Source organism: Ensifer sp. SSB1, from assembly GCF_016652895.1.
In the GTDB taxonomy this organism is placed as follows: Bacteria; Pseudomonadota; Alphaproteobacteria; order Rhizobiales; family Rhizobiaceae; genus Ensifer.
In genome coordinates, this window is sequence record NZ_JAEPRP010000001.1 from 6,211 (window position 1) to 19,731 (window position 13,521).

The following is a 13,521-nucleotide window of genomic DNA, read 5'->3' on the forward strand; positions in this document are numbered from 1 at the left end:
GGTGCTTGCGATCGACATCGACCGCTACAAGCAGGTCAACGATCTCCTGGGCATTGCCGCCGGCGACAACATCCTCATCGCGCTGACGCGGCGGCTGCGCCGGCTGCTGCGCCCACAGGACACGCTTGCCCGCCTCGGTGGCGACCAGTTCGGCCTGATCCTGATGTCCGAGCGTGACCCCGCCAAGGTCGCAGATTTCGCCGACGCGGTGAGCAAGGCGATCATGGTGCCGCTCAACTACGGCAACCGTGAAATCAACCTGACGGCATCGATCGGTCTCGTCTCCTGGCTCGATCAGGAGCAAAGCGCCGCCGGCCTGCTTGACGACGCCGAGCTCGCCATGTTCCGGGCGAAGAAGGAAGGCGGCAACCGTGTCGAGCCGTTCCGCCCTGCTTTCCGGACCTCCGGATCGGACAGGCTTCAGCTCGAAGCAGATCTCAAGAAGGCGATCGAGCGCAAGGAGCTTTCGCTGGTGTATCAGCCGATCGTACGGTTGAACGACGCGGAGATCGCCGGCTTCGAGGCGCTGATGCGCTGGGACCATCCGAAGCGCGGCAACATCTCGCCGACCGAGTTCATTCCGATCGCCGAGAATTCCGACCTCATCAACCAGCTCGGCATGTTCGCTTTCGACAAGGCGACGAGCGACCTGACGGAATGGCAGCTGCAGACCGGCGACCTGCCGATCTTCGTCTCGATCAACTTGTCGAGCGCGCAGTTGCTCAACAACGAGCTCTATGACGACGTTCGCGCGATCCTCACCAAGAACCGCTGCGATCCGGGCAAGGTGAAGATGGAACTGACGGAATCGCTCGTGATGGAAAATCCCGAGCAGGCCCGCCTCGTGCTTGAAAAGCTGAAGGAAGCCGGTCTGAAGCTGGCACTCGACGACTTCGGCACGGGCCATTCGTCGCTTTCCTACCTCACCCGCTTCCCCTTCGACACGATCAAGATCGACAAGGCGCTGGTGCGCGACCCGAGCGACAAGCGCGGCATCCTGCTGCGTTCGGTCATCACCATGGCGCGCGAGCTCGATATGCAGGTGGTGGCCGAAGGCATCGAATCCGAGGACGATGCGATCCAGCTCTCGCAGATGGGCTGCGACTACGGCCAGAGCTTCCTCTTTGGTCCCCCAATCGGCTCGGAATCGATCCAGCGGCTGCTGAAGGAGCGCTTTCCCCTGATGAAGCGGGCGTGAACGCGGTTTAATATCGCCGCGCAGCGACCAGAGCCCGTCGGCAACCGCTCGACGGGCTTTTTGTTTCAGCGTGAATGATCTGAATGGAGCCGGCGGCTAATCCGGCAATCAGGCGTGGCCCGCATCCACGGACAGCATCGCGGCCGATACGCCCATCAGCGCCAAGGCCCGGTCGTATTTATCGTCCAGCGCCTTGTCGAAGATCAGTTCGTCACGTGCCGGGCATGTGAGCCAGCCATTCTGGGTGATTTCCGCTTCGAGCTGGCCTGGGCCCCAGCCGGCGTAGCCGAGCATCATGGTCGCCCTCACCGGCCCCTCGCCGCGCGATATGGCGCGGACGATGTCGAGCGTTGCCGTCAGGCAGATGTCGTCGCTGACCGGGATGCTGGAATCGCTCAGATAGTCGTCGGAATGCAGCACGAAGCCGCGGCCCGTCTCGACCGGACCGCCGGCCTGAATCTGGAAATCCCGCGTCATCTGCGGGAGCCGGATCGCCTCGTCCTCATCAAGAATATCAAGGTGAAGCAGCACGTCGGGAAAGGTCAGTTGCTGAGGCCGGTTGAGCACGAAGCCCATCGCGCCATCGCCCGAGTGGGCGCAGATGAAGATGACCGTGCGGGCGAAATTGGCATCAAACATTCCCGGCATGGCGATCAGGAACTGACCGTCAAGGAAACCTCGCTCCCGTCTCTTTTGCGCCATCGGAGTCGACATCATGGGAACAGCCTATCAATTCGCCGCGAAATGAAAAGCGCCTCTGCGTCGCGGCCTGGAAATATTGCACGCACGGCGTTCACTTCGCCGTGTCCGATCAAGTGATTATGATCGTTGCTCTCTTTGGAGCGTCTGGAGCCGCACCGGCAAAAGCGATATTGCTTCCGGCATGACCCAGTGCCCCACACACCACAACATGGCCCAGTTGATTGGCGCGGCAAGCCTCGTCGCCGGATTTTTTCTTGGCCCCGCCGCAGAGGCCGCCACCAGCGAATGGGTCACCTCCCCCGGCGGCATGATCCGCCTCGTCGCGGCGCAGCCCAGGCAAGATGGGACGATCCCCGCAACGCTCGAAGTCAAGCTCAATGCCGGCTGGAAAACCTACTGGCGTGAACCGGGCGCAAGCGGCATTCCCCCGCAAGTGACGATCGACCCTGCAAGCGGCGTCGTGCTCGAAAAGGTCGGATTCCCGGTACCGAAGACGTTCGACGATGGCGTGGTGCGCTATGTCGGCTACGACAAGCCGGTCGCTTTCCCGCTGGCACTGAAGCGGGTCCAAGGCACGGGCGACGTCACGCTTCGCGCCTCGGTGTTTCTCGGCATCTGCGAGGACATCTGCATCCCGGTCCAAGGCGAACTGACGCTGGCGCTGAAAGCGGGCGACTTCGACAATCCGCTCGATAGCGCGCGCATCGAAGACGCCGTCGCTGCTTTGCCGGAAGCGCCTTCCAAGGACTTCGCCGTCACGGCGAGCCACTATGATGCCGAAAAGGCCCTGCTGCGCCTTTCCGTGCATCTGCCGGACGGCGCGGACCATCCGGAGCTGTTTTTGGCCGGCCCCACCGGGGTTTCCTTCGGCAAGCCCGAGATCGCGGTCGAGGGCGAGGCGAGCCTCGGCGCTGCCGTTCCCGTCCGCCTTTCCGGCAAAGACAGGGAACTCAAGGGCAAACCGATCGTTGTTACCATACGCGCCAAGGGCCGCAGCATGGAGACGACCCTTGCCTTTGATTAGGCCATATCTATAGTCCGCCGAGTTCTCCGACGCGTGCGGAGAAGCAAGGACGCAAGCAACGCAAGGAGAGTGCCGTGACCATTGCCGTCGGAGACAAACTGCCAGCCGCAACCTTCAAGGAAAAAACCGCCGACGGTCCGGTGGAGGTCACCACCGATCAGCTCTTTGCGGGCAAGCGCGTCGTGCTTTTCGCCGTTCCCGGCGCCTTCACGCCCACCTGCTCGCTCAACCATCTGCCCGGCTACCTCGAAAACCGCGACGCGATCCTCGCCCGCGGCATCGACGATATCGCCGTCGTCTCGGTCAATGACCTGCATGTGATGGGCGCCTGGGCAACCGCGTCCGGCGGCATGGGCAAGATCCACTTCCTCTCCGACTGGAACGCCGCCTTCACCAAGGCGCTCGGCATGGACATCGACCTGTCGGCCGGAACGCTCGGCGTCCGCTCGAAGCGTTATTCGATGCTGGTGGAAGATGGCGTCGTGAAATCGCTCAATCTCGAAGAAAGCCCCGGACAGGCGACCGTTTCGGGCGCTGCCGCCATGCTCGAGCAGCTCTGAGCGCAGAAGTAGGGCAAATGAAAAACGGGCCTCAACGGCCCGTTTTTTTATTTCACGAGAAGAGAGTCCGAACGGCGCCCCTTCTTGTAGGGTTCCATACCCTTGCGGGCGAGTTCGTCAGCGCGCTCGTTTTCCGGATGGCCGGCGTGGCCCTTGACCCAATGCCACGTCACCTTGTGGCGACGGTTGGCTTCGTCCAGCCTTTGCCAGAGCTCGCCGTTCTTCACCGGCTTCTTGTCCGCGGTTTTCCAGCCATTCTTCTTCCAGCCGTGGATCCACTTGGAGATACCGTCCATCACATATTTGCTGTCGGTATGCAGATCGACCTCGCAGGCGCTCTTCAGCGCGTCGAGCGCCGAGATCGCTGCCAGAAGTTCCATGCGGTTGTTGGTCGTTTCCGCCTCGCCGCCCGAGAGTTCCTTTTCCACCTCACCGTAGCGCAGCACTGCGCCCCACCCGCCCGGCCCCGGATTGCCGGAGCAGGCGCCGTCGGTAAAGATATCGACATGTTTCATGCCCGGCCCTCTTCGCGTCTCAGGCCGTATTCCGCGCTCGAAGCGATGGCGCGGTGGAAGCGGATCTTCGTCAGATATTCGAGCGGATCCTTCTTGACCACGAGCGCGCCAGCGGGCGTCATCAGCCAATCGTAGAGCCGCGTCAGGAAGAAGCGCAACGCCGAACCGCGGCAGAGCAGCGGCAACGCATCGACATCGGCTGGCGTCAGCCTGCGCACGCTCTCGTAGCCCGAAAGCATCGCCATGCCCTTGGTGATGTTGTAAGAGCCATTCTTCTCGAAGCACCAGGAGTTCAGGCAGACGGCGACGTCATAGGCAAGATAGTCGTTGCAGGCGAAATAGAAGTCGATCAGGCCGGACAACTTGTCGCCGAGGAAGAAGACGTTGTCCGGGAAGAGATCGGCGTGGATCACTCCGTCAGGCAGGGATTTCGGCCAATGGCGCTCCAGATGCTCGAGTTCCGCCGAGATCTCGTCCTTGAGACCCGACTGCACCTCGTCCGCGCGCGCCTCGGAATTGACCCAGAGGGGCCGCCAGCCACCGACCGAGAGCGCGTTGGCGCGCTTCAGCGCGAAGCCTTCACCGGCGAGATGCATGGCGGCAAGCGCCCTGCCAACCTCGTGGCAGTGTTTTGCCTCGGGCTTGCGAAGCCACATACCCTCGAGGAAGGAGATGACGGCGGCCGGGCGGCCCGAGAGCTCACCAAGCAGTTCGCCATCGGCCCGCGGCAGCGGCAGCGGGCAAGACAGCCCTCGCTCGGCAAGGTGATGCATCAAGCCCAGGAAGAACGGCAGGTCGCCGGCGTTCACCCGCTTTTCGTAAAGCGTGAGAATGTAGGAACCCTTGGTCGTGTGCAGCAGGAAGTTGGAGTTCTCCACGCCCTCGGCGATCCCCTTGTAGGAGGTCAGCTGGCCGACGTCATAGGCGGTTAGAAAACGGGAGAGATCGTCTTCCGTGATATCGGTGTAAACTGCCAAGGTTTTCCACTCTCAAGAATATGCGGGCAAGGAATGTGATTATTCGCCGTTGACGAAGGCCATGTCGGCGGCGGTCAGCGGCACGTGGCGGATCTCGCGATTGACGAGGAAGTTTTCGTTTTCCTCGACGGTATCGGCAAGTTCGACCTTTGCATCGTAACGCTCGCGGAAGGCCTCGATGATCTCGTTGACAATCACCTCAGGCGCCGAGGCGCCTGCCGACAGGCCCACCGTTGCGATATCGCCCATCTCGTCCCAGTCTATTTCCGACGCACGCTGTACCAGCACCGATTTCTTCGCGCCCGCTCGCAACGCCACTTCGACCAGACGCTTGGAATTGGATGAGTTGGGCGCACCGACGACGAGGAACAGGTCACAGCCGGGTGCTGCCTGCTTCACCGCTTCCTGGCGGTTTGTGGTGGCGTAGCAGATCGAGTCGGCAGCCGGCGCGGTCAGGTTCGGGAAGCGCTCGTGCAGCCGCTTGATGACGCCGGCGGTGTCATCGACAGAGAGCGTCGTCTGGGTGACGAAACCGAGATTGTCCGGATCCGGCGGCTGGTACACATCGGCATCCTCGACCGTTTCGACCAGCGACACGGCGCCTTCGGGCAACTGTCCCATGGTGCCGATCACTTCCGGGTGGCCGGCATGGCCGATCAGCACGACGTGCCGACCGAGGCGGTTGTGGCGCATTGCCTGCTTGTGGACCTTGGAGACCAGCGGGCAGGTGGCGTCGAGATAGAAGAGATTGCGGGCGTCGGCATCCGCGGGCACGGATTTCGGCACGCCGTGGGCCGAAAAGACGACCGGCTGCTTGCGGTGCTCCGGCGGGATCTCGTCGAGTTCCTCGACGAAGATCGCGCCCTTGGCCTCGAGTCCCTCGACGACATAGCGGTTGTGCACGATCTCGTGACGGACATAAACCGGGGCGCCGAACTCCTTCAGCGCCAGAACGACGATCTGGATGGCCCTGTCGACGCCGGCGCAGAAACCGCGCGGACCGCAGAGGCGAATGGTGATCGGGGATTTTGCTGCCGCTGATGATGCCATGGATCAGAATGCCACTAGAAGGAAAACAAGCGCTGCGATCGCCGGGCCGCCCTGGATGAAGAGGATGCGCGGCATGACCGACCAAGCGCCATATATAGCGGCAACGACCACGCACACAAGGAAGAACACCTTCAGCTCGAAGGCAAAGGACGGTTCCAACTGGATCAGCTACCAGAACAGGCCAGCGGCAAGAAAGCCGTTATAGAGCCCCTGGTTTGTCGCCAGCCCCCGTGTTGCCTCCGCCTGCTCCGGCGTCATGCGGAAGACAACCCTCCTCTGGGGCCTGGTCCGCAGGAGCATCTCCAACACGAGGAAGCAGGGCGTTTGCGAAGACCGCCACCCTTGTTCCTCGCCGTCATGCTACCGGCAGGGTTGGCACAGTGCCGTCGCCTGGGCTATCGCCCGCGACGTAGCGCGTAAAGACCGCTGACCAGCACCAGTGCCGCCGCAAGACCATACCAGGTCAGGGCATATTGCAGGTGGTTGTTGGGCAGGTCGAACTGGGTGACACCGCCAATCGGCAGGCCGCCGGGATTGGGCGTCGCATCGGCATCGACGAACAGCGGCACGACCTTATCGGCGGGGAGGCCGACCGATGATGCCATCGTGTCGAGGTCCTTCCAGTAGAAGATGTTCTTGGCGAGATCATTGTCCGGAACGAGCGACGATGGCTTTTCGGTGAGCTTGGGCCGTGCAAGGCCGACGACACCGACGAAGGCGGGAAGCTCACCGGCAAGACGGGTCGACGCATCCTTCTGCTCGAAAGGCACGAAACCGCGATTGACGAAGAGAAAGCGGTCGTCGTCCAACCGGAGCGGCGTGAAGACGTAATAGCCGGTGCGGCCATTGAACGTGGCGAAGAAATGCCGCTCCTTGGTGTGGTCGAATCTGCCGGTCACCGTGACGGTGCGGTAGTCGATGTCACCGCCCTCGGCGAGCATCTTCTCGATGTCGGCGAGTGGCACCGGTGGCGCCGACCGATGCTCCTGAATTGCGGTCAGCAGGCCTTCCTTCCAATGCAGCCGCTGCATCTGCCAGGTGCCGAGCGAAACAAGGGTGGCGAAGACAACGGCGAGCAAAAAGAAAGCGCCGAGGCGTCCGAGAAGGCTGCGCTTCTTGACTTCGATCTCAGCCACGGTCGATCTCGCCCGGGCGCGCATTGTTGCGGTACTGCAGATTGATCAGAACGCCCTTGAGCATCCGTGTCAGCCCAAGGCTGAGGATGACCGCAAGCGGGATCCACAAGATGAAATGCAGCCAGAGCGGCGGGTTGAAATTGACCTCCGCCCACAGCGCCGCACCGACGACGACGAAGCCGACGATCAGGATCACGAACACCACCGGGCCGTCGCCGGAATCGGCAAAGCGATAGTCCAGGTCACAGCTCGCACAGGTCGGCTTCACCTTGAGGAAACCGTCGAACAGCTTGCCCTGGCCACAGCGCGGGCAAAGTCCCTTGATCCCTGTCATCACCGGGTCCACCGGCGGGAAATGTGCCTTGTCTTCGCTCACGGCTTGATCTCGATTGGCGTGTTGTTGGGAACCATTGCCCAGATTTCTTCCATTTCGGCATTGGTAACGGCAATGCAACCGTTCGTCCAATCGTAGCGCTGCGTCAAAAACGCCAGCCAACCGAAATAATTGGGCTGACCATGGATCATGATCATGCCGCCCGGATCGACACCGCTTGCGGCAGCGGCAGAGACATCGGCCGGCGCCGGATAGGAGACATGAATGGACTTGTAGTAGCCGCTGCCTGGATTGCGCCAGTCGAGAGAATAGAGCCCTTCCGGCGTCCTCTCGTCGCCCTCCTGCCGCTTGTGGCCAACGGGGTTGCCGCCAAGCGCCACCGTGTATTCGCGGATCATCTGGACGCCGCGGAAGAGCTGCAACAGCCGCCTTTCCTTGTGAACGACGACCCGATCGGCGACATCGGCCGCCGTGGCCGAAACGCATCCGACCAGAACCGCCGTGCCTGCAATCGATGCAACCCGCATTGCGCGCCTCCCCGGTGTGTTCCCTTGGCGCAGACCACCAAAAGAACAAGGCGGCTGCATGGCTGCAACCGCCTTGTTCGAAGACTTACAGGCTCACGAAATTAGCCGTGAGCGATCGGCGCACCCCAGCTGCCCCAGATGTAGATGGAGAAGAAGAGGAACAGCCAGACAACGTCAACGAAGTGCCAGTACCAGGCTGCGGCTTCGAAACCGAAGTGCTGCTTCGGCGTGAAGTCGCCACGGAGCGCACGGACGAGGCAGACGAGCAGGAAGATCGTGCCGACCAGGACGTGGAAGCCGTGGAAACCGGTCGCCATGAAGAAGGTCGCGCCGTAGATCGAGTCCTTGAAGGCGAACGGAGCGTGGGCGTATTCGTAGCCCTGGACGAAAGAGAACAGCACGCCGAGCGCAACCGTCAGCGACAGGCCAGAGATCAGGCCCTTGCGGTCGTTGTGCAAGAGCGCGTGGTGTGCCCAAGTAACCGTCGTGCCCGAGAGCAGCAGAATGACGGTGTTGTAGAGCGGCAGGTGCCACGGGTCGAGCACTTCGATGCCCTTCGGCGGCCAGACGCCGCCGGTGAAGGAGGCGCGTGTTGCCTGGATGGCTTCACCCGGGAACAGGCTCGCATCGAAGAAGGCCCAGAACCAGGCCACGAAGAACATCACTTCCGAAGCGATGAACATGATCATGCCGTAGCGCAGGTGCAGCGACACGACGCGGGTATGGTGACCCTCGTGCGCTTCCTTCACCGTGTCCGACCACCAGCCGAACATGGTGTAGAGAACGATGATGAGACCGGCGAGCAGGATCCAGACGTTGGCAAGCTCGAGGCCGAAGATCTTCAGCGAGCTGCCCGCGAGGTAGCGCATGTAGCAAATGCCGCCAAACGCCATGACAAAGGCGCCGATCGAGGCAAGCAACGGCCAGGGGCTCGGGTCGATGATGTGGTAGTCATGATTCTTCTGATGCGCACCGGCCATGTCAGTAATCCCCGATATGTCTCTCTCTTGTCGCCCTTCCGGCATAGCCGAAAAGGACCTCCAGTCAAAGTTTGTTCTCTTCCGTCTTCACCTGCGCCACCGGTTTCGACGGTTCGCGCGGGTAGAAGGTGTAGGAAAGCGTCAACGTCTTGATGTCCTTGGTCTCCACCGCCTTGACCATGTCCGGATCGACGAAGAATACCACCGGCATCTCCATCTCCTCTCCCGGCTGCAGCGTCGTCTCGGTGAAGCAGAAGCACTGTACCTTGTTGAAGTAGGCACCGGCCTGCATCGGCGTGACGTTGAAGGTCGCCTGGCCTGTCGTCGGCTTCGACGAAAGATTCTTCGCCCGGTACATCACCTGCACGGTCTCGCCGATGCGGATATCGATGTCGCGCTGGACCGGCTTGAACTCCCAGGGCAGACCGCCCGAGGTGTTCGCGTCGAAGGTGACCTTCACTTTTTCGTCCAGGATGACGTCGGAAGCCTGCTCGACGCGCTGCGTGGTGCCGTTATAACCGGTGACCCGGCAAAACATGTCGTAGAGTGGCACGGCCGCATAGGCCATGCCGACCATGCCGGCGACGAAGGCGAGGCAGGTGCCGACGACGACGCGGTTCGAGCGCTGCTTGGGCGTGGTTTCCGGTGAATTCGTCATGCCATCCCGCCTCAGTTGACCATGCCGTTGCCGAACTTGATCAGCGTGACGATGTAGAACAGGACGACGAGCCCTGCGAGGACGAAGCCGAGCGCGATGTTGCGACCGCGGCGTGACTTCTTCTGGGCTTCAGTGAGCTTGACGGTTTCCATCAGGCAATACTCCCGGCATTCAGCCAGATATTGACGATCAGGTGATCCGCCATCAGGGCGGAAAAGATCACGAACAGATACATGATCGAGAATGCGAACAGCTTCTTGGCCGGCACCATGCGCTCATCCGCTTCCGGCATGCGCAGCACGCCGATCGAATACCAGACGAAGCCCAGACCGAGACCCGTTGCGACGGCGCCGTAACCGATGCTCGCGAAACCGAGCAAGGTGGGACAGATACCGATGAGCGCAGTCAGCACGGCATAGATGACGATCTGCTTCTTGGTGGTCGCCTGGCCGCAGACGTTCGGCATCATCGGCACGCCGACGGCGCCGTAATCGCCCATCTTGAAGAGGGCAAGCGCCCAGAAATGCGCCGGTGTCCACAGGAAGGTGATCAGGAAGAGAACGATGCTCTCGATCGATACGGCGCCGGTGACGCAGGCCCAGCCGATCATCGGCGGGAAAGCACCGGCGGCACCGCCGATGACGATGTTCTGCGGCGTCGAGCGCTTCAGCCACATCGTGTAGATGACCACGTAGAAGAAGATGGTGAAGGCGAGCAACCCGGCTGCGAGCCAATTGACGGCGAGCCCGAGGATGATCACGGAAAAGGCGGAAAGCGTCAGCCCGAAAGCCAGCGCTTCCTGCGGCAGGATCTTGCCGGCCGGGATCGGGCGCTTGGCGGTACGGGTCATGACCGCGTCGATGTCGGCGTCATACCACATGTTCAGCGCGCCGGACGCACCTGCGCCGACGGCAATGCAGAGAATGGCGATGAAACCGATGAAGGGATTGATATGGCCCGGCGCAAGCACCAGCCCAGCGAGCGCCGTAAAGACGACGAGTGACATGACACGCGGCTTCAGAAGCTCGAAATAATCGCGTGCAGAGGCTTCGGACAGGCGTGCAACGCCTTCCATGCCGACTGCTTCGTGATTGTCGATGACCGTCATGTCGTGTCCCTGTGCAAGTCCCGGCCGCAATGGCCGTGTATCGCCGGTTTCGCGGCGGGGTGAAGCCGCCGGAACCGGCGGCTTCTGTTCGTTGCCCGTCACTTGATGCGCGGGAGTTGTTCCCACTGGTGGAACGGCGGCGGCGAAGACAGCTGCCATTCCAGAGTGTTCGCGCCCTCGCCCCACGGGTTGTCGCCTGCGACGCGCTTCTTGGCGAAGGCTTCGAAGACGCCGAAGAGGAAGATCAGCACACCGACGGCTGCGATGTAGGAGCCGTAGGACGAAACCATGTTCCAGCCGGCATAGGCATCCGGATAGTCGATGTAGCGGCGCGGCATGCCGGCGAGGCCGAGGAAGTGCTGCGGGAAGAAGATCAGGTTCACGCCAATGAACATGACCCAGAAGTGCAGCTTTCCGACGAACTCGGAGTACATGTAGCCGGTCATCTTCGGGAACCAGTAGTACCAGGCCGCGAAGATCGCGAACACGGCGCCGAGCGACAGAACGTAGTGGAAGTGAGCAACCACGTAGTAAGTGTCGTGCAGCGAGCGGTCGAGGCCGGCATTGGCGAGCTGAACGCCCGTGACGCCACCGACGGTGAACAGGAAGATGAAGCCGATCGCCCAGACCATCGGGGTCGTGAAGCGGATCGAACCGCCCCACATCGTCGCGATCCACGAGAAGATCTTAACGCCCGTCGGAACAGCGATGACCATCGTCGCGAAGACGAAGTAGCGCTGCGTGTCGAGCGACATGCCGACGGTGTACATGTGGTGCGCCCACACGATGAAGCCGACGGCGCCGATCGCGACCATGGCGTAGGCCATGCCGAGGTAACCGAAGATCGGCTTGCGCGAGAAAGTGGAAACGATGTGGCTGACGATGCCGAAGCCCGGCAGAATCAGGATGTACACTTCCGGGTGACCGAAGAACCAGAACAGGTGCTGGAACAGGATCGGGTCGCCGCCGCCTGCCGGCGCAAAGAAGGCCGTGCCGAAGTTGCGGTCGGTAAGCAGCATGGTGATGCCGCCTGCCAGAACCGGCAGCGAGAGCAGGAGCAGGAAGGCGGTGATCAGAACCGACCAGGCAAAGAGCGGCATCTTGTGCAGCGTCATGCCCGGAGCGCGCATGTTCAGGATCGTGGTGATGAAGTTGATCGCACCGAGGATCGAGGATGCGCCGGCGATGTGCAGACCGAGGATCACGAAGTCCATGGCCGGCCCGGGCATGCCCGCTGTCGAGAATGGTGGATAAATCGTCCACCCCCCGACTGCACCATAGGAGCCGGCAGGTACCTCCACGAACATCGAAAGCAGTACCAGCAGGAATGCCGGGATGATCAGCCAGAAGGAGATGTTGTTCATGCGCGGGAACGCCATGTCCGGCGCGCCGATCATGATCGGCACCATCCAGTTGGCGAAGCCGCCGATCAGCGCCGGCATCACCATGAAGAAGATCATGATGAGCGCGTGAGCGGTCGTGAACACGTTGAACATGTGCTTGCCGCCGTCGATGGCAGCATCACCTTCGAAACCGTAGACCATCTGCGCCAGACCGTGGAAGATCTGGATGCCAGGTTCCTGCAGTTCGGCGCGCATGAACACCGAAAGCGTGCCGCCGATGATGCCCGCGAAAATCGCGAAGATCAGGTACAGCGTGCCGATGTCCTTGTGGTTGGTCGACAGGAACCAGCGCTGGAAGAAGCTCAGAGGCTTGTGCGCGTGGTCTGCGTGGCCATGATCGGAGTGATCATGGCGTTGATCTTGATGAACGGCTGTTCCAGCCATGGGTCGAGCTCCCCTTCCGAATTACTGTGCGGCGTTAGCGGCGACATCGACGGTCTTGGCCGCATCGATGGACGCCATGAGCGCCTTGTTCGCATCGCCGAGATTGGTGGCGGCGGCTGCGAGCCAGGTGTCGTATTTTTCCTGCGAAACCACGCGGATCGCTATCGGCATGTAAGCGTGGTCCTTACCGCAGAGCTCGGAACACTGGCCATAGTAGAGACCTTCGCGGTCAGCCTTGAACCAGGTTTCGTTGAGGCGACCGGGAACGGCATCGATCTTCACGCCGAAGGCAGGCATTGCGAAGGCATGGATCACGTCGGCAGCGGTGACGAGGACGCGAACCGTCTTGCCGACCGGAATGACAACTTCGTTATCGACGGCGAGCAGGCGCGGATATTCCTTCTTGTCTTCCTTACCGAGGGCGGCGCGATCGCCTTCCTTCATCAGGATGCTGTCGAAGGAGAGCGGGCTTTCGCCGACTTCATATTCATAGGACCAGTACCACTGGTTGCCGGTCGCCTTGAGCGTCAGGTCCGGATTGGCCGGCGGCGTAAGCTGCGCGGTCAGAAGCTGGAAAGACGGAATAGCGAGGAACAGAAGCACGACAACCGGACCGACGGTCCAGACGACTTCGATCGCGGTGTTGTGGCTGGTCTTGGAGGGGACCGGGTTGGCGCTCTCGCGGAACTTGACCACGACGATGACCAGCAGGAGGAGAACGAAGAGGGTGATCGGAATGATGAACCACAGGGTATAATGTTCAAACCACGTGATTTCTTCCATGATGCCCGTAGCGGCCTGCTGAAAGTTCGTCTGCCACTCGACAGGCTTGTCAGCAAAGGCGCTCGAAGCAAAAAGCAGACAGGCAAGCGCTGCCAGAACTGCATAAGCCTTGTTTTTCACAATGTGTCTCCCCAATGCGCTTGATCAGGATCAAACCGGAACGCAGAATCCCTGCGATACTG

General features: G+C 61.5%; 16 protein-coding genes and 1 pseudogene. 3 read left to right on the forward strand and 14 right to left on the reverse strand.

The window, feature by feature from the left end; translation table 11 throughout:
• A partial coding sequence (locus I8N66_RS00030) for a bifunctional diguanylate cyclase/phosphodiesterase (protein ID WP_291148152.1) occupies nt 1–1,198 on the forward strand: 1,198 nt, incomplete at its 5' end.
• A gap of 108 nt (nt 1,199–1,306) precedes the next feature.
• On the opposite strand, the gene I8N66_RS00035 is transcribed toward I8N66_RS00030, so the two are convergent.
• Nucleotides 1,307–1,912 carry a YqgE/AlgH family protein gene (locus tag I8N66_RS00035; protein WP_113538085.1) on the reverse strand — a complete coding sequence of 202 codons (606 nt, stop codon included), beginning with the start codon at nt 1,910–1,912 and terminating at the stop codon, nt 1,307–1,309.
• A gap of 169 nt (nt 1,913–2,081) precedes the next feature.
• Here I8N66_RS00035 and I8N66_RS00040 point away from each other — a divergent pair, with 169 nt between their 5' ends.
• Both I8N66_RS00040 and I8N66_RS00045 read left to right on the forward strand, forming a co-directional pair.
• Complete coding sequence (locus I8N66_RS00040) at nt 2,082–2,924, forward strand: protein-disulfide reductase DsbD domain-containing protein (protein WP_291148155.1); 843 nt, start codon at nt 2,082–2,084, stop codon at nt 2,922–2,924.
• 74 nt (nt 2,925–2,998) lie between these two features.
• Nucleotides 2,999–3,484 (forward strand): peroxiredoxin, encoded by a 486-nt coding sequence (locus I8N66_RS00045; RefSeq protein ID WP_057250664.1) that lies wholly within the window; start codon nt 2,999–3,001, stop codon nt 3,482–3,484.
• Between the two features lie 47 nt (nt 3,485–3,531).
• On the opposite strand, the gene rnhA is transcribed toward I8N66_RS00045, so the two are convergent.
• The 13 genes and pseudogenes from rnhA to coxB all read right to left on the reverse strand — a co-directional run bounded on the left by rnhA (nt 3,532) and on the right by coxB (nt 13,459).
• Nucleotides 3,532–3,999 (reverse strand): ribonuclease HI, encoded by a 468-nt coding sequence (gene rnhA / locus I8N66_RS00050; protein WP_113537975.1) that lies wholly within the window; start codon nt 3,997–3,999, stop codon nt 3,532–3,534.
• The gene (locus tag I8N66_RS00055) at nt 3,996–4,976 is read right to left on the reverse strand and encodes a homoserine kinase (RefSeq protein ID WP_291148166.1); all 981 of its coding nucleotides are present in this window, start codon (nt 4,974–4,976) and stop codon (nt 3,996–3,998) included. Before I8N66_RS00055 ends, rnhA begins: the two co-directional genes overlap by 4 nt.
• 39 nt (nt 4,977–5,015) lie before the next feature.
• A complete protein-coding gene (ispH, locus tag I8N66_RS00060) occupies nt 5,016–6,026 on the reverse strand; it encodes a 4-hydroxy-3-methylbut-2-enyl diphosphate reductase (protein ID WP_113537977.1) in 1,011 nt (336 codons plus the stop codon).
• A gap of 3 nt (nt 6,027–6,029) precedes the next feature.
• A pseudogene (locus I8N66_RS00065) lies at nt 6,030–6,335 on the reverse strand (DUF1304 domain-containing protein).
• An 86-nt stretch (nt 6,336–6,421) separates the two neighbouring features.
• A complete protein-coding gene (locus tag I8N66_RS00070; protein WP_291148168.1) occupies nt 6,422–7,186 on the reverse strand; it encodes an SURF1 family protein in 765 nt (254 codons plus the stop codon).
• Entirely contained in the window at nt 7,155–7,538 is a 384-nt protein-coding gene (locus I8N66_RS00075) for a DUF983 domain-containing protein (RefSeq protein WP_291148170.1), read from the reverse strand. The genes I8N66_RS00070 and I8N66_RS00075 overlap by 32 nt, the downstream gene beginning before the upstream one ends.
• On the reverse strand, nt 7,535–8,023 hold the full coding sequence (locus I8N66_RS00080) for a L,D-transpeptidase family protein (RefSeq protein ID WP_291148173.1): 489 nt from the start codon (nt 8,021–8,023) through the stop codon (nt 7,535–7,537). Before I8N66_RS00080 ends, I8N66_RS00075 begins: the two co-directional genes overlap by 4 nt.
• A gap of 101 nt (nt 8,024–8,124) precedes the next feature.
• Nucleotides 8,125–9,003 (reverse strand): cytochrome c oxidase subunit 3, encoded by an 879-nt coding sequence (locus I8N66_RS00085; protein WP_291148176.1) that lies wholly within the window; start codon nt 9,001–9,003, stop codon nt 8,125–8,127.
• 64 nt (nt 9,004–9,067) lie between these two features.
• Nucleotides 9,068–9,661, reverse strand: a complete 594-nt coding sequence (locus I8N66_RS00090) for a cytochrome c oxidase assembly protein (protein WP_113537982.1) — start codon at nt 9,659–9,661, stop codon at nt 9,068–9,070.
• Nucleotides 9,662–9,672: 11 nt separating this feature from the next.
• A complete protein-coding gene (locus I8N66_RS00095; RefSeq protein ID WP_113537983.1) occupies nt 9,673–9,813 on the reverse strand; it encodes a hypothetical protein in 141 nt (46 codons plus the stop codon).
• Nucleotides 9,813–10,769 (reverse strand): heme o synthase, encoded by a 957-nt coding sequence (locus tag I8N66_RS00100; RefSeq protein WP_291148181.1) that lies wholly within the window; start codon nt 10,767–10,769, stop codon nt 9,813–9,815. The genes I8N66_RS00095 and I8N66_RS00100 overlap by 1 nt, the downstream gene beginning before the upstream one ends.
• Before the next feature lie 98 nt (nt 10,770–10,867).
• Nucleotides 10,868–12,556, reverse strand: a complete 1,689-nt coding sequence (gene ctaD / locus I8N66_RS00105) for a cytochrome c oxidase subunit I (protein ID WP_291148184.1) — start codon at nt 12,554–12,556, stop codon at nt 10,868–10,870.
• A 21-nt stretch (nt 12,557–12,577) separates the two neighbouring features.
• The gene (coxB, locus tag I8N66_RS00110; RefSeq protein WP_113537985.1) at nt 12,578–13,459 is read right to left on the reverse strand and encodes a cytochrome c oxidase subunit II; all 882 of its coding nucleotides are present in this window, start codon (nt 13,457–13,459) and stop codon (nt 12,578–12,580) included.
• Nucleotides 13,460–13,521: the final 62 nt, after the last annotated feature.

Excerpts from the sequence above, each read along its gene's own strand:
- I8N66_RS00035 (WP_113538085.1), bottom strand. The coding sequence starts at position 1,912 with ATGTCGACTCCGATGGCGCAAAAGAGACGGGAGCGAGGTTTCCTTGAC.
- I8N66_RS00040 (WP_291148155.1), top strand. The coding sequence starts at position 2,082 with ATGACCCAGTGCCCCACACACCACAACATGGCCCAGTTGATTGGCGCG.
- rnhA (WP_113537975.1), bottom strand. The coding sequence starts at position 3,999 with ATGAAACATGTCGATATCTTTACCGACGGCGCCTGCTCCGGCAATCCG.
- ispH (WP_113537977.1), bottom strand. The coding sequence starts at position 6,026 with ATGGCATCATCAGCGGCAGCAAAATCCCCGATCACCATTCGCCTCTGC.
- I8N66_RS00070 (WP_291148168.1), bottom strand. The coding sequence starts at position 7,186 with ATGCGCGCCCGGGCGAGATCGACCGTGGCTGAGATCGAAGTCAAGAAG.
- I8N66_RS00080 (WP_291148173.1), bottom strand. The coding sequence starts at position 8,023 with ATGCGGGTTGCATCGATTGCAGGCACGGCGGTTCTGGTCGGATGCGTT.
- I8N66_RS00085 (WP_291148176.1), bottom strand. The coding sequence starts at position 9,003 with ATGGCCGGTGCGCATCAGAAGAATCATGACTACCACATCATCGACCCG.
- I8N66_RS00090 (WP_113537982.1), bottom strand. The coding sequence starts at position 9,661 with ATGACGAATTCACCGGAAACCACGCCCAAGCAGCGCTCGAACCGCGTC.
- I8N66_RS00095 (WP_113537983.1), bottom strand. The coding sequence starts at position 9,813 with ATGGAAACCGTCAAGCTCACTGAAGCCCAGAAGAAGTCACGCCGCGGT.
- I8N66_RS00100 (WP_291148181.1), bottom strand. The coding sequence starts at position 10,769 with ATGACGGTCATCGACAATCACGAAGCAGTCGGCATGGAAGGCGTTGCA.
- ctaD (WP_291148184.1), bottom strand. The coding sequence starts at position 12,556 with ATGGCTGGAACAGCCGTTCATCAAGATCAACGCCATGATCACTCCGAT.